The following is a 19,049-nucleotide window of genomic DNA, read 5'->3' as shown; positions in this document are numbered from 1 at the left end:
CGAGTGAACCAAGCGAAGGCCGACTATTCGTGACAAAAGACCCGCAGCCAAAGCGCAAGCCGGAAAATTGCGCCTTCGTCATCTTTGGCGTCACCGGCGATCTCACCCATCGTCTGGTGATGCCGTCGCTCTACAATCTGGCCGCCGAGCATCTGTTGCCGGAAAAATTCTGCGTCGTCGGCGTCGCCCGCAGGGGCCAGTCCGATGAGGAGCTGCGCGACAGCCTGCTGAAGGGCTTGCGGCAATTTGCGACGCGTCCCGTCGACGACGACATCGCGACGAGGCTGCTGGAATGCGTGACCTTCGTCGAGGCCGATCCGAAGGATCCGCCCTCCTTCGACCGCCTGCACCAGCATCTGGATTCGCTGGAATGCGCGCAGGACACCGGCGGCAACCGGCTGTTCTATCTGGCGACGCCGCCCGCCGCGTTCGCGCCGACCGCGCGGGAGCTCGGCCGCACCGGCATGATGAAGGAGAACGGCGCCTGGCGGCGGCTCGTGATCGAAAAGCCGTTCGGCACCGACCTTGCCTCGGCCCGCGCGCTGAATGCCGAGCTGTTGAAGATCATGGACGAGCACCAGATCTACCGGATCGACCATTATCTCGGCAAGGAAACGGTGCAGAACATCCTGGTGCTGCGCTTTGCCAACGGCATGTTCGAGCCGATCTGGAATCGCAACCACATCGACCACATCCAGATCACCGTGGAGGAGAAGCTCGGCGTCGGTCACCGCGGCGGCTTCTACGATGCCACCGGCGCGCTGCGCGACATGGTGCCGAACCACCTTTTCCAGCTGATGTCGCTGGTCGCGATGGAGCCGCCCGCCCGCTTCGACGCACATTCCGTGCGCTCCGAGAAGGCGGACGTGCTCACCGCGATCCAGCAGCCCAGCCGGGAAGAGGCGCTGAAGAATTCGGTGCGCGCGCAATATCTCGCCGGCCGCATCGGCGACGACGAGATCACGGACTATCGCAAGACCGCGGACGTCAAGCCTGGTAGCACCACCGAGACCTATGTCGCGCTGAAGCTGATGATCGACAATTGGCGCTGGGCCGGCGTGCCGTTCTATTTGCGCACCGGCAAGGCGCTCAAGCACAAGCGCACCGAGGTCGCGATCAAGTTCAAGCAGGCGCCGCTGTCGATGTTTTCAGGCACGGACGTCGACCGCCTGTCGCAGAACTTCCTCACCATCGGCATCGCCCCGACCGAGACGATCGAGCTCCAGTTCAACGCCAAGGTCCCGGGGCCGAGCGTCACCATCGATGGTGTCGAGATGAAGTTCCGCTACGGCGACTATTTCCGCGCCGATCCCTCGACCGGCTACGAGACGCTGATCTACGACTGCATGATCGGCGACAACATCCTGTTCCAGCGCGCGGACGGTGTCGAGGCCGGATGGCAGGCCGTGCAGCCGTTCCTGGACGCCTGGAAGAGCGCGGGCACCAACGGCATCGAAACCTATGAAGCCGGCAGCGACGGCCCTGCCTGCGCCGACGAGCTGCTCCGGCGCGACGGGCGCAGCTGGCGGAAGTACTCGTGATGGCTCTGGCCGAGCAGCCAAAGCTGATCGTCGAGGCCGATGCCGAAGCTCTCGCCCGCGCCGCGGCCGAACGGGTGATGGCGCGGATTGCGGCCAATCCCGGCCGCATCGCGGTCTGCCTCACCGGCGGCTCCAGCCCGAAGAAGCTGTATCAGTTGCTCGGCAGCGAGGCCTGGCGCAGCAGGATTCCGTGGGACCGCGTGCACTGGTTCATCGGCGACGAGCGCTTCGTGCCTGAAAGCGATCCCCTCAACAACATGGCGGTCGCGCGCGCGACCTTTCTCGACCGCGATGCGCCCGCCGGCCATATCCACCCGATCCCGACCACGGCTGACAATCCCGATGCCGCCGCGGCGGGCTATGCGCGCGAGCTGCAGGCCTTCTATGGCGCAGACCAGCTCGATCCGGCCCGCCCGCTGTTCGATCTCGTCCTGATGGGCGCGGGGCCGGACGGCCACACCGCCTCGCTGTTTCCCGGTTACCCCGAGATCGAGGAGACCCGACGCTGGGTCGTCGGCGTGCCCAAGGCGAACGTCGCGCCGTTCGTGCCGCGGGTCTCGCTCACCCTGCCCGCTTTGGCCTCCTGCCGCGAGATGCTGTTCGAGATTGCCGGGCACGACAAGCAGCCGATCTTGACGCGCCTCGTCAATGGCGAGAATCTGCCGGCCTTACGCGCGCGCTCGAACGGCGAGACCGTCTGGCTGGTCGACAAAGCCGCGCTTCCGGAGGAAATTCGTGGGCCGCGCTGAAGCACCTTGTGCATTGATCGTGATGGGCGTGTCGGGTTCGGGCAAGAGCACGGTTGCGAAGGCGCTCGGCGAGCGCCTGGGCTGGCGTTTCGAGGACGGCGACAGCTTCCATCCCGCCAGCAATGTCGAGAAGATGCGAGCCGGACATCCCCTCACCGACGAGGACCGCTGGCCCTGGCTGAATGCCATCGCCGACGAGATCGCGCTGGTGTGCGGTCGCGGCGGGCACGTCATCATCGCCTGCTCGGCGCTGAAGCACGCCTATCGCGACGTGCTGCTGCGCGGCCGCGACGACGTCCGCTTCGTGTTCCTGAAGGGCACCAAGGAGCTGATCGCCGAACGGCTCGCGCAGCGCAAGGGACATTTCATGCCGCCCGGACTGTTGACCAGCCAGTTTGAGACGCTGGAGCCGCCGGAGGCGAGCGAGCACGTCATCACCGTCTCGATCGACGAGACCGTCGAGGCGATCGTGGACGGCATCGTGCGGCAATTGAAGCTGGGCGGCGCAATACCCAAGGTCTTGCCATGACGCAAATCTCACTCGTGGTCTCCGACGTCGACGGCACGCTGCTGACCAAGGACAAGACGCTGACCGAGCGCGCAAGACGCGCGGTGCAGCGGCTGCACCAGGCCGGCATCGGCTTCACCATCACCTCCAGCCGGCCGGCGATCGGCATGCGCTTTTTGATCGAGCCGCTGGCGCTGTGGCTGCCGGTCGGCCCGTTCAACGGCTCCTCGATCGTCGATCCCGAGATGCGGCCGGTCGAGCAGCACCTGATTCCGGCGCGCGCGGCCGAGCGCGCCTTGCAGATCCTCCGCGACTACGGCGCCGACATCTGGCTGTTCACCACCGACAAATGGCTGATCGACAATCCCAGCGGCAGCTACGTCGCGCACGAGCAGCACACGATCCGCGCCGATCCGACCATCGTGACCGACTTTTCGCCGTATCTTGCGAGCGCCTGCAAGATCGTCGGCGCCAGCGCCGATGCGGTCGGGCTCGCCGCTTGCGAGAAGGCGATGCAGGAGGCGCTCGGCAGTGAGGCCACCGCGGTGCGCTCGCAGACCTATTATCTCGACGTTACCCCGCCCGGCTTCAACAAGGGCACGTTCGTGCAGGCCATGGCCCAGCGCTTGGGCATCTCGACCGACGCGGTTGCCACCATCGGCGATATGCAGAACGATCTCGCGATGTTCCGCGTCAGCGGCACCTCGATCGCGATGGGCAACGCCGCCGACAACGTCAAGGACGAGGCCACGCATGTCACTGCGAGCAACGAGCAGGACGGCTTTGCCGAGGCGATGGAGATGATCTTGACGCGGAATGGGGTTGGCTAGACGGGCTGCCAGTCGGGTCACCTCTCCCGCTTGCGGGAGAGGTCGCCGCGTCCCGGGCGATGCGAAGCATCGTCCCGCGCGGCGGGTGAGGGTTCTCTCCTCTTGGGGGTTCTCGCCCAGCGGAGAGAGCCCTCTCCCCAACCCTCTCCCGCAAGCGGGAGAGGGGGAGCACCGTCCTTGTGGAGGCAAAAGAGCCTGACGGCTCTTGCTACTACTTCGACCGCTGCATCGCCGGCTTCTCGCTCTTCTGCCGTGCAGCCGAGAGGTTATGCGCCGTGTTGACCAGCGCAATGTGGGTCAGCGCCTGCGGGAAATTGCCGGTTTGGCGGCGGGCGACGGAATCGTATTCCTCGGCGAGCAGCCCGACGTCATTGGCGACGCCGACCACGCGATCGAACAATTCCTGCGCCTTGTCGAGATCACCCGACAGCACATAGGCATCGGCGAGCCAGAGGCTGCAGGCCAGGAACGCGCCTTCGAGCGGCGGCTGTCCCGGAGGCAGCTCGCGCGGATCGTGCCGCAGCACGAAACCGTCGCGCATCAGGCATTTCTCGACGGCGGCGATGGTGCCGCAGATGCGCGGGTCCGACGCCGGCAGGAAGCCGACGGCCGGCAGCAGCAGCACGCTGGCATCGAGCAGCTTCGTGCCGTAGGATTCGACGAAGGCGCCCACCTCCGCGTCAAAGCCCCTGGTGCAGACGTCGCGGTGGATCGCATCGCGCAAGGTGCGCCAGTGCAGAAGCGGCGCCTTGAAGCCGAAGGTCTCGGCGCTCTTGATGCCGCGGTCGAAGGCGACCCAGGTCATCACCTTGGAGAACACGTAGTGCCTGGGCTGGCCGCGCCGCTCCCAGATGCCGTGATCGGACTGGTCCCAGACCTCGGCGAGATGATTGAGCACGGCGCATTCCAGCGCCCAACTCTCGTCGTCGAGCTTGAGTTTGGCCATGCGCGATTGATGGAAGGCGTCGATCAGTTCGCCGTAGACGTCGAGCTGGAGCTGGGCGTGGGCGGCATTGCCGACCCGCACTGGCAGCGCGCCCTCGTAGCCGGCGAGCCAGGCCGCCTCCCATTCCAGGAGCCGCCGCTGGCCCCAGATGCCGTACATGATCTGCATGTTCGAAGGCGAGCCGGCCGCCGCGCGCAGCAGCCAATTGTGCCAGGCCGAGGCCTCTTCGGTGTAGCCCGAGTTCATCAGCGCCAGCAGCGTAAAGGTGGCATCGCGCAGCCAGCAGAAGCGGTAGTCCCAGTTCCTGCTGCCTCCGAGCTTTTCCGGCAAGGACGTGGTGGGTGCCGCGACGATGCCGCCGGTCGGAGCGAAGGTCAGCGCCTTCAGCGTGATCAGCGAGCGCAGGATGAGGTCTTGGTAGTCGCCGTCGCGGGTGCAGTGGCCGCACCAATCGCGCCAGAACGTTTCGGTCTCCTGGAGCGCGACCTCGGGATCGATCGGCGCGGGCGGCTCGATATGCGAGGGGCCGTAGGTCAGCACGAAGGGCACGGTCTGGTCCGCGCCGACCTCGAATTCGGCAATCGTCGTCAGATCCTCGCCGCGGGTGTCGACGGGTGTTCGCAGCACCGTCATGTCCTGGCCGCAGATTGCCAGCAGCGAATGATCCATCCGCCGCACCCAGGGAATGTCGGCGCCGAAGCCAAAGCGGATCACGAGCTCCATCCGCATCTTCACGGTGCCCCCGAGGCCGCGCACCAGCCGCACGATGTCGGACGCCTTGCCGCGCGGCGGCATGAAGTCGATCAGCGCAACCGTGCCGCTCTTCGTCTCGAATCGCGTTTCGAGGATGAGGGTATTATCGTGATAGCGCCGCGAGATGCGGGTTGCGTCCTCGCATGGCGCGATCAGCCAGCGCCCGTTCTTGTGGGTGCCGAGAATGGCGGCGAAGCAGGCGTCGGAATCGAAGGCGGGCCAGCACAGCCAGTCGATCGAGCCGTTGCGCCCGACCAGCGCCGCGGTCTCGCAATCGCCGATCAGCGCATAGTCTTCGATCCTCTGAGACAATGTCGTGCGAGCCTTGCAATGCCCGGCCGTTCAACTCCCGCCGGGCAATGAACGTTCCCGTGTCGCGGCCTTCAAGGCTGCGAGATCGATCTTGGACGCGATCTCGTCGAGCGCGACCGGAAGGCGCTGCCGCCAGTTCGGATGCTCGTCGATCGTGCCGGGGATGTTGGGCTGGTCGATCACGCCCAGCAGATCCTCCAGCGACACCGCAAGCAGCCGCGAGGGCGTGCGCGAGAGGAACGCGAGCACAGAGTACACATCGTTGGCGTTGATGCCGTTCTGGCCCAGAATCTCGTCGAGCCTGCCGAGCGCATCCCAGCGCGCCTGGTCGTTCTCGCCGGGATCGAGCCCGAGCGAGCGCTTCATCCTGAGATCGCTAAAGGAACGCCAGCCGGCATAGGTCGACAGGTCATGCGTGTTCAACGTCACCAGCGCATTGGGCCGGTAATGGTCGACATTGCGGAAATGTCCGGCATCGTCGCGCTCGAACATCATGACGAGATAGGACCAGATGCCGAAATCCTGCATCATTTCGCGGAAACCTTCCGGCACGGTGCCGAGGTCCTCGCCGATCACGATGCATTTATGGGCCGCGCTCTCGCGCGCCACGGCAGCCAATAGCGCCTCGAACGGCATCTGCACATAGGCGCCGTTGTCGGGCTTGAAGCCGCGCGGCACGAGATAAAGCCGTTTCAGGCCGAGCACGTGATCGAGCCTGATGGCGCCGGCATGACGCATCGAGGCCGCGAGCATGTCGGCGAAGGGGACGAAGGACTGCGCTTCCAGCCCACCGGCGTTGAAGCCGGCAAGGCCCCAATCCTGGCCGATGGTATTGAGCACGTCGGGCGGCGCGCCGACCGCGAGATGACGCGAGATCGCCGTCTGCTCGTTCCAGGCATCGAAGCCGTTGGACTGCACGCCGACGGCAACGTCGAGATAGAGCCCGACGCGCATGCCGAGCTGGCTGGCGAGCTCCTTGGCCGCATGCAGCTGGCTGTCGGCCGTCCATTGCACGAATTCGACGAACTCGACCTCGCGCCTGTCCGGACCGTTGCGCAGCTCGGCGAATTTCGCCTCATCCGGCTGCTGCCACTCTTGCGGCCATTCCCACCAGGGTCCGGTGAAGCGATGCCGCAGCACCTCGAAGCAGGCAAAACGGGACAACAGCGGCGCGCGCTCCGCACGGAAGGCGTCAAACACCTTGCGACGCGCCCCGCTCGCGCTTCTGACGAAGCTGTCGAAGGCGGCGCGCAGGCCCAGCCATTTCAGCGCCGCCATGTCGGCATAAGGGACGCGATCCCCCTTGCGCAGACGGGCGGCCGTCGCGGCCGCGTCGGGGACGAGGTCGGCCGAGAATTCAGGTATCGCCTCGACGTCGATATAGAGCGGGTTGAGGAACAGCCGGCTGTTCGGCGAATAGGGGCTGCAATCGGCCGGGTGGTCGTCGAACAGGACATGCAGCGGATTGAGCCCGACGCCATCGGCCCCGAGCTGCTTGGCGAGCCTGACCAGGCCGGCGAGATCGGTGAAATCGCCGATGCCCCAATTGCGGCCGGAGCGGACGCTGTAGAGCTGCACGGCAAGCAGCCAGCCGCGATCGAAATCGCCGCCGAAGCAGCGTTCGGGCGCCACGATCATCGGCACGTCTTCGCTGGCACCTTCGGCATCGGTCAGCGTCAGGCGGTGATAGCCGAGCGCCAGGCCCGCGGGCCAGGCGATCACGGGCTCGCGCGTCTCGCCTGCCGCGATCACATTGCCGTTGCCGGAAATTTTCCATTGCAGCGGCGGGGCGCCGATCGAGGCCAATTCCGTGCGCGGATGTCCGAGGGCACGCACCACGACCGGCCCGCTGACGAAGCGATAGACCCGCTTCTCCGGCAGGGCGTCGAGGATGGATTTGAGGGCCTCGGGCGCGGTGACCCGCAGCTTGCCGAGGGCATCGATGAATTCGGATTGAACGCCCTTGATCCGGGCTTGAGCTAAAAGATCCATTCGGCACGCAGCTTGCAGGCCATGGTTTGGCCGGGGGCATCGATTTTAACGAGATCGCGGAAGAGGTTAGTCAGGGGTAACTCGCAAACTGCGCTTGCCGTTCCCGAGGGAACCAATGACACACAAGCGGCTTTCTATAATGGTACCAAGCGTGGGTTCCCGACAAGGGAAACGGGCTCCTGCTTTCTTGTCAATGGCATCACCGTGAACAAGACAATTCAAACTGTCGAGAGTGCCGCGGCCGGCAGCGCTTTCCTGATCGAGGACGTTTATCCCGCGATCGACGGCGGCCGCTTCGCCGTGAAGCGGATCGCGGGCGAACGGATCGAGGTCTGGGCCGACATCTACCGCGATGGCGAGGCCGTGATATCAGCCGCGCTGATCTGGCGACGAGAGCAGGAGCGCGAATGGCGGAGCGAGCCGATGACCCATCACGGCAATGACCGCTGGTCCGGCGCGTTCACGCCCCCCGAGCCCGGCCAATATGTCTACGCGATCGAAGCCTGGACCGACGAGTTCGCCACCTGGTCGCACGCCGTCACGCGAAAACGGCGCACCGGGGCCGATGTCCACCTCGATGCGATCGAGGGCGCCGGCCTTTTGACCAAGGCGCATGGCGCGCAGCAGGACGCCGCAGCGATCATCATCAGGCAGTGCGAGGACTATTTGAGGAACGGCGACATCACCTCGCTGCTCGCGACCGAGCTCGGCGAAGCCATGGCCGAGAGCCAGTCGCGGCCGGACCTGACGCGCTCGCCATTCTTTCCGCTGACCGCGGACCGCGACAAGGCGCGCTTCAGCGCCTGGTATCAGATGATGCCGCGCAGCCAGGGCGCATGGCCGGGCCGGCATGGCACGCTGCGCGACTGCATCGCGCGCGTTCCCGACATCGCCGCGATGGGCTTTGACGTGCTCTACTTCACGCCGATCCACCCCATCGGCAAGACAAGCCGCAAGGGTCGCAACAACGCGCCGGTGGCCGGTGAAGGCGATCCCGGCTCGCCCTATGCGATCGGCTCGGTCGAGGGCGGCCACGACGCGCTGCATCCGGAGCTCGGCACGATCGAGGATTTTCGCGCGCTGGTCGCCACGTGTCTCGAGTATGGGATCGAGCTTGCGCTGGACTTCGCGGTGCAGTGCTCGCCGGATCATCCCTGGCTGACGCAGCATCCGGAATGGTTCAAATGGCGGCCCGACCGCTCGGTGAAGGCGGCGGACGGCCCCTATTCCGACATCGTCATCCCCGATTTCAATTCGGTCGATCGCCTCAAGCTTTGGAACGCGTTTCGCGATGCCATGCTGTTCTGGATCGACAAGGGCGTGACCATCTTCGCCATCGACAATCACGACACCGCGCCGCTTGCGTTCTGGGAATGGCTGATCCGCGACATAAGCCGCCGTCATCCCGACGTGATCCTGTTCTCCAAGACCTATGCACGGCCAAAGCTGATGAAGGGCCTCGCCAAGCTCGGCTTCGCGCAGTCCTTCACGTACTTTCCCTGGCGCACAGAGAGGTGGGAGCTGCAGCAATATCTCGGCGAGCTAACGCGCTATCCCGAACGCGATTTCTATCGTCCGCACATGTTTGTCAACACGCCTGACCTGTTGCCCTTTCACCTCCAGAGCGGAGAGGCCTGGGCCTTCAAGTCGCGCGTCGCGCTGGCGGCCACGCTGTCAGGCAATTACGGCATCTACAGCGGATTCGAGCTGCTGGAGCATGACGCCATTCCCGGCCGCGAAGAATATCTGGATTCCGAGAAGTACCAGATCAGGCAGCGCGACTGGGACAAACCCGGCAACATCAAGCCCTACATCGCGGCGCTCAACCGCATCCGCAACGACAACGCGGCGCTTCAGCAGACCGCGAATTTGCGCTTTCTCGCCATCGAGGACGGCGAGACCATCGCCTTCGTCAAGGAGGCAGCCGATCCGGCCAACATTGTCGTCGTCGTGATCGCGCTGTCGCGTCATGTCCGTGAATGCTGGCTGCCGCTCGGCGATCTCACCGTTGACGTCGGCGGACGGCGTCACCATGTGACGACACTCGAAAACCTGCTCACCGGCGAACAATCCCGCATCGAATGGGGCGGCATCAAGTTGCGTATCGATCCCGACCGCGATCCGGCACTTCTGTTCCGCTGCCTGGCGTAAGGGGTCACGCCATGAATGTTCTGTCTTCCGTCGATACCAAGAAGGTTGAGGCTGCCGAGGTCGTGGATGAGCTCTGGTACAAGGACGCCATCATCTACCAGCTCCACGTCAAGGCCTTCGCCGACAGCAACAATGACGGCATCGGCGACTTCGCCGGGCTGACCGAGCGGCTGCCCTATCTGCAGGAGCTCGGCGTCACCGCGCTGTGGCTGCTGCCGTTCTATCCCTCGCCCGGCCGCGACGACGGCTATGACATCGGCGATTACGGCGCGGTCAATCCCGATTTCGGGACAATGAAGGACTTCAAGCGCTTCATCCAGGAGGCACAGAAGCGCGGCCTGCGCGTCATCACCGAGCTGGTGGTCAACCACACCTCGGACCAGCACAAATGGTTCAAGCGCGCGCGGCGCAGCCATCCGGGCTCCAGCGCCCGCAACTGGTATGTCTGGAGCGACACCGACCAGAAGTACCAGGGCACGCGCATCATCTTCACCGACACCGAGAAGTCGAACTGGACCTGGGATCCCGAGGCCGGCGCGTTCTACTGGCACCGCTTCTTCTCGCACCAGCCGGACCTCAATTTCGACAATCCGCGCGTGGTCAGCGCCATCATCCAGGTGATGAAGCGCTGGCTCGATGCCGGCGTCGACGGCTTCCGGCTCGATGCCATTCCGTATCTGTGCGAGCGCGAGGGCACTTCGAACGAGAACCTGCCCGAGACCCACGCGATCATCAAGCGGCTGCGCCAGGAGCTGGACGCGTATTCCAAGGGCAAGCTGCTGCTGGCCGAGGCCAATCAATGGCCGGAGGACGTGCAGGAATATTTCGGCCGTGGCGACGAGTGCCACATGGCCTATCACTTCCCGCTGATGCCGCGCATCTACATGGCGATCGCCCAGGAGGACCGCTTCCCGATCACCGACATCCTGCGGCAGACGCCTGATATCCCGGCGAGCTGCCAATGGGCGCTGTTCCTGCGCAATCACGACGAGCTCACGCTGGAGATGGTCACCGACGTCGAGCGCGACTATCTCTGGACCACCTACGCCAACGATCCCCGCGCGCGCATAAATGTCGGCATCCGCCGCCGCCTTGCGCCGCTGATGGACAACGACCGGCGCAAGATCGAGCTGATGAACTCGCTGCTGCTGTCGTTCCCGGGCACGCCGATCATCTATTACGGCGACGAGATCGGAATGGGCGACAACATCTATCTCGGCGATCGCAACGGCGTGCGCACGCCGATGCAATGGAGCCCGGACCGCAACGGCGGCTTCTCGCGCTGCGACCCGGCCCGGCTCTACGCGCCGCTGATCATGGACCCGGTCTACGGCTATGAATCCGTGAACGTCGAGGCGCAGTCGCGCAGCCTGTCCTCGCTGCTCAGCGCCACCAAGCGGCTGATCTCGGTGCGCAAGTCGACGCTCGCCTTCGGACGCGGCACCATGACCTTCATCCGCCCGGCCAATCGCGCCGTGCTGGCCTATGTCCGGCAATACCGCGACGAGGTGATCCTCTGCGTCGCCAATCTGTCGCGCGCCGCGCAGGCCACCGAGCTCGACCTGTCGCCGTGGAAGGATCGCATTCCGCAGGAAATGCTCGGCCGCACGCGCTTTCCCGCGATCGGCGAATTGCCCTACATGATCACGCTGGGGCCCTACGGCTTCTACTGGTTCCAGCTTCAGGAGCGCGACAAGTCGGAGCCGGTGATTCCGCGCGCAGTGCCGGAATTCGAGACGCTGGTGGTGCCGGTGAATTCGAACTGGGTCTCGCTCGCCCGCGAGCGCGGGGTGTTCGAGCGCGACGTGCTGCCGGGCTTCCTGTCACGGACGCGCTGGTATCCCGAGCACAATCCCAAGCAGATCAAGGCCACGCTCACCTCAGCGGTGCCGTTCAGCGACATCGGCGACAACAGACCCTGGATCGCGTTCTTCGAGACGACGCGGAACGACGTCACCACGCGCTACGTGATGCCGATGCAGATCGAGTGGGTGCGCTTCGACCGCGAACGCTTCAACCCGAAGGCGCTCGCCGCCGTGCGCCAGGGTGCGCGAGAGGGCACGCTGCTCGACGTCGCGACCGAGCAGATCTTCATCGGCCTGTTCCTGCGGGGCCTGTCGCAAAACCTGGTGGTGGAGGAGAACAATCTGCGGCTGGAGTTCAAGGCGACCAGCCGGTTCGCCGACTACACCATCAAGGAGCCCGAACGCATCCGCGCCATCGAGCAATCGAACAGCACCGCGCTGGTCGACAACAAGTACGTCGCCAAGATCTATCGCCGGCTCGAAAGCGGCGTCAGCCCCGAGATCGAGATCGGCCGCTATCTCACCGAGGTCGCTCGCTTCGCCAACACGCCGGCGCTGCTCGGCAGCGTCGAGCTTGTCGACAATAACCAGCGCAGCGCGCTCGGCGTGCTCCACGCCTATGTCGAGAACCAGGGCGACGGCTGGACCGTGACGACTGGGTATCTCGATCGCTATGTCGACGAGCAGCGCCTGGCGCCGGCCGATGAGATGCCGCGCGAAACCCAGGAGCAGGCGCCGTATCTGCATTTCATCGCGCAGATCGGCCGGCGGCTTGCCGAGCTGCACGTCGCGCTCGCCGCGGCAAAGCCCGACGATCTCGCGCCCGTGCCGATCGAGCCGGCCCAGATCAGGACCTGGCTCTCCGACCTCAAGGCGCGTGCCGAGCGGGTTCTCGAGCGGCTGGCCGACAGCCGCGACGGGCTGCGGGAGGCGGACCGGCCCCTGATCGACCGGCTGGTCGCCGCACGCCGTAGCCTGTTCGACGGCCTGAATGCGCTCTTGCCATCGGACATCGGCGGGTTGAACATCCGTCATCATGGCGACTTCCGGCTCGGGCAAACTCTGATCGTGAAGGACGATATTTTCATCATCGACTTCGACGGCGATCCGCGTGTGCCGCTGGCCAACAAGCGCCGCAAGGCGCCGGCCGCCCGCGACGTCGCCGGCCTGATCCATTCCATCAACCTTTCGGTGAACGCGGCGCTAGGCCGCGCGCTCACGGGCGCCTCCGACGAGCAGGACCGGCTCGCCGCCGCGCTCGACGAATGGCGCGAGCGCGCCACCGCGACCTTCCTGTCCGCCTACCGCGAAGCCATGACTGACCGGAGGCTGTGGCCGGACGATCGGTCATGCGCGGAAGGCCTGTTGAAATTTTTCCTGCTAGACCGAGCGTTCCACGACGTAGAGTACGAGCTGTCCCACCGGCCTGAGGGGCTCCATGCGCCGCTGACCGGACTGCTTCGCATTCTGTCCAGTGCCGAGAGCGAAGCCCATGCCTAAACTGCCTGCCGAAGCCTACGCGATCATCGAGGGCCGCCACTCCGACCCCTTCCACTATCTCGGGTTGCATCCCGAGGGCGGCAAAAGCGTGGTCCGCGCATTTCTGCCCGAGGCTACCAATGTCGAGGCGGTCGGCGACCACGGCGAGGTCGCGCCGCTCGACCGCGTCCACGATTCCGGCCTGTTCATCGGCGCCCTGCCCAATGGCTCGAAGCACTACCAGCTGCGCGCCAAGTTCGGCAGCAACGTCGTCGAGTTCGAGGATGCCTACCGTTTTCCGCCGATCCTGACCGATTTCGACCTCTACCTGCTCGGCGAAGGCACCCATCAGCGCCTCTACGACAAGCTAGGTGCGCATCCCCTGCGGCTCGAGGGCGTCGACGGCATCGGCTTCGTCGTGCTGGCGCCGAATGCGCGGCGCGTCTCCGTGGTCGGCGACTTCAACTTCTGGGACGGTCGGCGCCATCCGATGCGGGTGCGCGGCAACGGCTATTGGGAATTGTTCATCCCGCATGCGAAGGCAGGCGATCACTACAAGTTCGAGATCGTCGGACCGCATGGTCATCTGCTGCCGCTGAAATCCGATCCGATGGCATTCGCCAGCGAGTTGCGGCCGAAGACGGCGTCGATCGTGTTCGACGAGGCGCATCTGCCGCGGCCGCGCCCGGCGCCCGAAGGCATCAATGCAATGTCGGCACCGATGTCGATCTACGAGGTTCATCTCGGCTCGTGGCGGCGCAAAGGCAACAATGAATGGCTGACCTATCGCGAGCTTGCCGAGCAGCTGCCGGCCTATGCGCGCGACATGGGCTTCACCCATCTCGAATTCCTGCCCGTGAGCGAGCACCCGTTCGACGGCTCATGGGGCTATCAGCCGACCGGCCTCTATGCGCCGACCAGCCGCTTCGGCAGCCCTGAGGATTTTGCGGCGCTGATCGATGCCTGCCACCGCGAAGGCATCGGCGTGCTGCTCGACTGGGTGCCGGGTCACTTCCCGGACGACCCGCACGGGCTCGGCCATTTCGACGGCACCGCGCTCTACGAGCACGCCAACCCGCTGCAGGGCCGCCACCTCGACTGGGGCACGCTGATCTACAATTACGGCCGAACCGAAGTGACGAACTTCCTGGTGTCGAACGCGCTGTTCTGGATGGAGCGTTATGCCATCGACGGCCTGCGCGTCGATGCGGTCGCGTCCATGCTCTATCTCGACTACAGCCGGCCGCCCGGCGCGTGGATCCCGAACCAGTATGGCGGCCGCGAGAACATCGAGGCGATCAACTTCCTGCGCCGCTTCAACACGGAGATGTTCGCCCGCTTCCCGCAGGCGACCACGGCCGCGGAGGAATCCACCGCCTGGCCCCAGGTCTCGCGCCCTGTCGAGTTCGGCGGACTCGGCTTCGGCTACAAATGGAACATGGGCTGGATGCACGACACGCTGAACTACATCAGCAAGGATCCGATTCACCGCAAGCATCATCACGGCGAGATCCTGTTCGGCCTGCACTATGCGTTTTCGGAGAACTTCATCCTGCCGCTGTCGCATGACGAGGTCGTGCACGGCAAGCGCTCCATCCTCGGCCGCATGCCCGGCGACGAATGGCAGCGCTTCGCCAATTTGCGCGCCTATTACAGCTTCATGTTCGGCCATCCCGGCAAGAAGCTCTTGTTCATGGGCGCGGAGATCGCACAGAGCCGCGAATGGAATCACGACCAGTCGCTCGACTGGCACCTGCTCGAGTACAAGGTCCATTCCGGCATCCAGGCCCTGATCCGCGACCTCAACCGGCTCTACCGCGCGGTGCCGGCGCTGCACCAGATGGATTGCGAGCAGGCCGGCTTCGAATGGCTGATCACGGACGATGCCAATCGCAACGTATTCGCCTGGCTGCGCAAGGGGTTCGACGAGAACGCGCGGTGTATCGTCATCGTCAACTTCTCGCCCAACGTCTACCAGAACTATCGCGTTCGCGTGCCCTTCGGCGGCAAGTGGAAGGAAGTGCTCAACTCCGATTCCGCCCATTATGGCGGCAGCAATGTCGGCAATATCGGCGAAGTCCAGGCCGAGGGCGGCGAGCTCCGCCTCACCATTCCGCCGCTCGCTGCGATCTTCCTCGTTCCGGAAAGCTGATCGATGCGCCTGACCGCTGGATCGCCCGCACGGCTCGGCGCAAGCTGGGACGGACGCGGCACCAATTTCGCGCTGTTCTCCGCCAACGCGCAGAAGGTCGAGCTCTGCCTGTTCGACACGCAAGGCCGCCGCGAGCTCGAGCGCATCGAGCTGCCCGAGAAGACCGAGGACGTCTGGCACGGCTATCTCAACGACGTCTCGCCGGGCCAGCTCTATGGCTATCGTGTGCACGGCCCCTACGAGCCCGAGCACGGCCATCGCTTCAATGCCAACAAGCTGCTGCTCGACCCCTACGCCAAGCGGCTCGCCGGGCGCCTGGTCTGGAGCGATGCGCATTTCGCCTATCGCACCGGAAGCCCGCGCGAGGACCTGTCGTTCGACCGGCGCGACAACGCGCGCGGCATGCCCAAGGCCGTCGTGGTCGACGAGACCTTCAACTGGGGCCGCCGCGAGATCCGGCCGAACATTCCCTGGGAAGACACCATCATCTACGAGGCCCACGTCAAGGGCCTGACCCAGAAGCGCGACGACGTGCCGCCGAACCTGCGCGGCACCTATGGCGGCCTGTCCTCGCCCGCGATGATCGAGCACCTTAGGAAGCTCGGCGTCACCACGGTCGAGCTGCTGCCGGTGCACAGCTTCGTCGACGACCGCATCCTCGTGGAAAAGAAGCTCGCCAATTACTGGGGCTACAACACGCTGTCCTTCTTCGCGCCGGAGCCGCGCTACGCCCAGGACAATGCGCTCGATTCCTTCCGCACCACGGTGGCGCGGCTGCACGATGCCGGCATCGAGGTCATGCTCGACGTGGTCTACAACCACACCGCCGAGGGAAATCATCTCGGTCCGACGCTGTGCTATCGCGGCATCGACAACGCCTCCTATTATTGGCTGAACCGCGAGAACCCGCGCTATTACGACGACTTCACCGGCTGCGGCTCCTCGGTGAACCTCACCCATCCGCGCGTGCTGCAGATGGTGATGGATTCCTTGCGCTACTGGGTCGAGGTCTGCCACGTCGACGGCTTCCGCTTCGACCTCGCCACCACGCTGGCACGCGGGCCGAACGGTTTTGATCGCGGCAGCTCGTTCTTGACCGCAGTGCGACAGGATCCGGTGCTGGCGACCGTCAAGCTCGTCGCCGAGCCATGGGACCTCGGCCTCGGCGGCTACCAGGTCGGCGCCTTCCCCTCGCAATGGTCGGAATGGAACGATCGCTATCGCAGCGCCATGCGCCGCTACTGGAGCGGCGAAGGCAGCCTGATCGGCGACATCTCCAGCCGCATGACCGCGTCGTCCGACCTGTTCAATCACGACGGGCGGCGGCCGCGCGCCAGCATCAACCACATCACCGTCCACGACGGCTTCACGCTCGCCGATCTCTTCAGCTACAACGAGAAGCACAACGAGGCCAACGGCGAGGACAATCGCGACGGCTCCAACGACAATCACAGCAACAATTGCGGCGTCGAGGGGCCGACCGACGATCCTGATATCATCAGCCTGCGCCGTCAGCTGCGCAAGAACGTGCTGGCCTGCCTGATGCTGGCCCAGGGCGTTCCGCTGATCCTCGCCGGCGACGAGGTCGGCAACTCGCAATCCGGCAACAACAACGCCTATTGCCAGGACAACGAGGTCGGCTGGGTCGGCTGGGACAATCTCGGCAAGGACGGCGACGACATGATCGACTTCGTCGCCCAGCTCGCCGACATCCGTCGCCGTTTCTCGCAGCTGCGCAGTCATCGCTGGCTCGACGGCCGGCCCAAGGACGGCGTCTCCTACGGCGCGTTGTGGCTGACGCCCGCCGGCGACGAGATGACGGAGAGCGACTGGACATTCCCGGATGGGCGGTTTCTCTCCTATGTGATGGGCCCGATGGAACCGGGTGGGGCCGCGATCTTTATCGTACTGAACGCCGCTCCCGAAGAGATCGCATTCAAATTGCCCAAAATGACCGAATACAAGAGCTGGCAGCAGCTCCTGAACACGACCGATGCCAAGCTGAATACGATCGACTTCCTGCCCGGGAGCGACAGCAAGGCGCCGCCGCGATCCGTGCTTGCCTTCGCAGGCGCGCTATGAGGCCATCCTTCGGGGCGAGGCCGACCAAGGACGGCGTGTCGTTCCGGCTGTGGGCGCCGGCCGCGCGCCGCGTCGATCTCCTGCTCGACCGCAGGCACGCGATGCAGCGCCGGCAGGACGGCTGGTACGTCACCGAGATCGCCGGCCTCACCGCCGGCAGCAAATACAAGTTCAGAATCGACGACGACATCGACGTGCCGGATCCCGCTTCGGCCTTCCAGCCCGAGGACGTGTTCGGCCCGAGCGAGGTGATCGATCACGATAACTTCGCCTGGCGCGCGCGCGATTGGCGCGGCCGTCCCTGGGAAGAGACGGTGCTGGTCGAGACCCATGTCGGCACCTTCACGCCGGAAGGCGCCTATCGCGCCATGATCGACAAGCTCGATCATCTCGCCGCGACCGGCATCACGGCGCTGGAATTGATGCCGCTCGCCGATTTCGCGGGACGCCGCGGCTGGGGCTATGACGGCGTGCTGTGGTACGCGCCGGACAGTGCCTATGGCCGGCCCGAAGACCTGAAGACGCTGATCGACGAGGCGCATCTGCGCGGGCTGATGGTGTTCCTCGACGTCGTCTACAATCATTTCGGCCCGGAAGGAAACTATCTCGGCCGTTACGCGCCGACCTTCTTCACCGATGCGCACACGCCGTGGGGCAGTGCGATCGATTATCGCGTGCCGCAAGTGCGCGCCTTCGCCGTCGAGAACGCGTTGTCCTGGCTCGCCGACTACCGCTTCGACGGCCTCAGGCTCGACGCCGCCAATCACATCATGGCTGTCCCGGGCGAGCAGTCCATGCTGCAGGACCTCAGCGTTGCCGCCGGCGAGCTCGCCAAGGCTACGGGACGCCACATCCATCTCGTGCTGGAGAACGGCGACAATCGCGCCAGCCTGCTCGACGCTGCGCAGGAGCCGCCGAACGGCAAATATCGCGGGCAGTGGAACGACGACTATCATCACGTCTGGCACGTGATGCTGACCGGCGAGCATGCAGGTTACTATGGCGACTACCAGACGCCGCGCATGGACCTGGCGCGCGCGCTCGCCTCCGGCTTCGTCTATCAGGGCGAGATCTCGGAGTTCTGGGGCAAGAAGCCGCGCGGCGAGCCGAGCGGCCAGCTGCCGCCGGCCACCTTCGTCAATTTCCTGCAGAACCACGACCAGATCGGCAATCGTCCACTCGGCGAGCGGCTGGAAAGTCTGGCATCGCCAAAGCAGATCGAGGCCGCGCTCGCGGTCACCCTGCTCGCGCCTATGGTGCCGATGCTGTTTCAGGGCGAGGAATGGGGCTCGACGGTCCCCTTCCCGTTCTTCTGCGATTTCCAGGGCGGACTCGCCGATGCCGTGCGCACGGGGCGCAAGCGGGAATATGCCTGGGCTTACGAAAAATACGGCGACGAGGTGCCCGACCCGCTCGATCCGACAACGCTGCAATCGGCCGTGCTCGACTGGACCGGCCGCACGCCGCAACACGATGCGCGGCTTGGGCTGGTGCGAGAGCTGCTCGGCGTCCGTCGCAAGCAGGTCATGCCGCGGCTGAAAGGCGCAAGCTTCGGTGATGCCCAGGCGGCCGACAACGGCCTCCTCACCGCGCATTGGCGCATGGGCGACGGCTCGACATTGCGCCTTGTCGCCAATCTGTCCGATCACGAGATCACCTCCAGCGTCAGCGCGGGCACGCCGATCTGGGGCGGCGGATCCGGCGAGCGGCTCCCGCCCTGGTCGGTGATCTGGCGCCTCGGAGGTTAGG

At 65.2% G+C, this 19,049-nt stretch carries 11 protein-coding genes; 9 read left to right on the top strand and 2 right to left on the bottom strand.

Annotated features, from left to right (window positions below):
* The first annotated feature begins 29 nt into the window (after window positions 1–29).
* From zwf to AB7M16_RS28770, 4 genes are read left to right on the top strand one after another with little or no spacing between them, the layout of a single operon-like run.
* A complete protein-coding gene (gene zwf, locus AB7M16_RS28785) occupies window positions 30–1,541 on the top strand; it encodes a glucose-6-phosphate dehydrogenase (RefSeq protein ID WP_172786878.1) in 1,512 nt (503 codons plus the stop codon).
* Entirely contained in the window at window positions 1,541–2,290 is a 750-nt protein-coding gene (gene pgl, locus AB7M16_RS28780) for a 6-phosphogluconolactonase (RefSeq protein WP_453947278.1), read from the top strand. The genes zwf and pgl overlap by 1 nt, the downstream gene beginning before the upstream one ends.
* On the top strand, window positions 2,277–2,819 hold the full coding sequence (locus tag AB7M16_RS28775) for a gluconokinase (RefSeq protein WP_271499657.1): 543 nt from the start codon (window positions 2,277–2,279) through the stop codon (window positions 2,817–2,819). Before pgl ends, AB7M16_RS28775 begins: the two co-directional genes overlap by 14 nt.
* Complete coding sequence (locus tag AB7M16_RS28770) at window positions 2,816–3,628, top strand: HAD family hydrolase (protein WP_453945816.1); 813 nt, start codon at window positions 2,816–2,818, stop codon at window positions 3,626–3,628. Before AB7M16_RS28775 ends, AB7M16_RS28770 begins: the two co-directional genes overlap by 4 nt.
* 211 nt (window positions 3,629–3,839) lie before the next feature.
* Here the strand turns inward: AB7M16_RS28770 and AB7M16_RS28765 are convergent, their stop codons facing one another.
* A complete protein-coding gene (locus AB7M16_RS28765; RefSeq protein WP_453945815.1) occupies window positions 3,840–5,639 on the bottom strand; it encodes a glycoside hydrolase family 15 protein in 1,800 nt (599 codons plus the stop codon).
* Between the two features lie 30 nt (window positions 5,640–5,669).
* Window positions 5,670–7,631, bottom strand: coding sequence for a 4-alpha-glucanotransferase (malQ, locus tag AB7M16_RS28760; RefSeq protein ID WP_453945813.1), 1,962 nt, complete (start codon window positions 7,629–7,631; stop codon window positions 5,670–5,672).
* A gap of 204 nt (window positions 7,632–7,835) precedes the next feature.
* Between malQ and AB7M16_RS28755 the strand changes: the two genes are divergently transcribed.
* Genes AB7M16_RS28755 through treZ form a run of 5 tightly spaced genes read left to right on the top strand, consistent with a single transcriptional unit; the run spans window position 7,836 to window position 19,048 of the window.
* Window positions 7,836–9,782: a maltotransferase domain-containing protein gene (locus AB7M16_RS28755; RefSeq protein ID WP_453945812.1), complete on the top strand. Its 1,947-nt coding sequence runs from the start codon at window positions 7,836–7,838 to the stop codon at window positions 9,780–9,782.
* Between the two features lie 11 nt (window positions 9,783–9,793).
* Window positions 9,794–13,087, top strand: coding sequence for a maltose alpha-D-glucosyltransferase (treS, locus tag AB7M16_RS28750; protein ID WP_453945810.1), 3,294 nt, complete (start codon window positions 9,794–9,796; stop codon window positions 13,085–13,087).
* The gene (glgB, locus tag AB7M16_RS28745; RefSeq protein WP_212254498.1) at window positions 13,080–15,218 is read left to right on the top strand and encodes a 1,4-alpha-glucan branching protein GlgB; all 2,139 of its coding nucleotides are present in this window, start codon (window positions 13,080–13,082) and stop codon (window positions 15,216–15,218) included. The genes treS and glgB overlap by 8 nt, the downstream gene beginning before the upstream one ends.
* A gap of 3 nt (window positions 15,219–15,221) precedes the next feature.
* A complete protein-coding gene (glgX, locus tag AB7M16_RS28740) occupies window positions 15,222–17,300 on the top strand; it encodes a glycogen debranching protein GlgX (protein WP_212254497.1) in 2,079 nt (692 codons plus the stop codon).
* The gene (gene treZ / locus AB7M16_RS28735; protein ID WP_453945808.1) at window positions 17,297–19,048 is read left to right on the top strand and encodes a malto-oligosyltrehalose trehalohydrolase; all 1,752 of its coding nucleotides are present in this window, start codon (window positions 17,297–17,299) and stop codon (window positions 19,046–19,048) included. Before glgX ends, treZ begins: the two co-directional genes overlap by 4 nt.
* Window position 19,049 lies beyond the last annotated feature (1 nt).

It is taken from the genome of Bradyrhizobium sp. USDA 372, assembly GCF_053629095.1.
This window is presented reverse-complemented; position numbering and strand designations above follow the sequence as displayed.

What these genes read in the sequence shown, in the direction of transcription:
- pgl (WP_453947278.1), top strand. Translation starts at nt 1,541, where the DNA reads ATGGCTCTGGCCGAGCAGCCAAAGCTGATCGTCGAGGCCGATGCCGAA.
- AB7M16_RS28770 (WP_453945816.1), top strand. Translation starts at nt 2,816, where the DNA reads ATGACGCAAATCTCACTCGTGGTCTCCGACGTCGACGGCACGCTGCTG.
- malQ (WP_453945813.1), bottom strand. Translation starts at nt 7,631, where the DNA reads ATGGATCTTTTAGCTCAAGCCCGGATCAAGGGCGTTCAATCCGAATTC.
- treS (WP_453945810.1), top strand. Translation starts at nt 9,794, where the DNA reads ATGAATGTTCTGTCTTCCGTCGATACCAAGAAGGTTGAGGCTGCCGAG.
- glgB (WP_212254498.1), top strand. Translation starts at nt 13,080, where the DNA reads ATGCCTAAACTGCCTGCCGAAGCCTACGCGATCATCGAGGGCCGCCAC.
- glgX (WP_212254497.1), top strand. Translation starts at nt 15,222, where the DNA reads ATGCGCCTGACCGCTGGATCGCCCGCACGGCTCGGCGCAAGCTGGGAC.
- treZ (WP_453945808.1), top strand. Translation starts at nt 17,297, where the DNA reads ATGAGGCCATCCTTCGGGGCGAGGCCGACCAAGGACGGCGTGTCGTTC.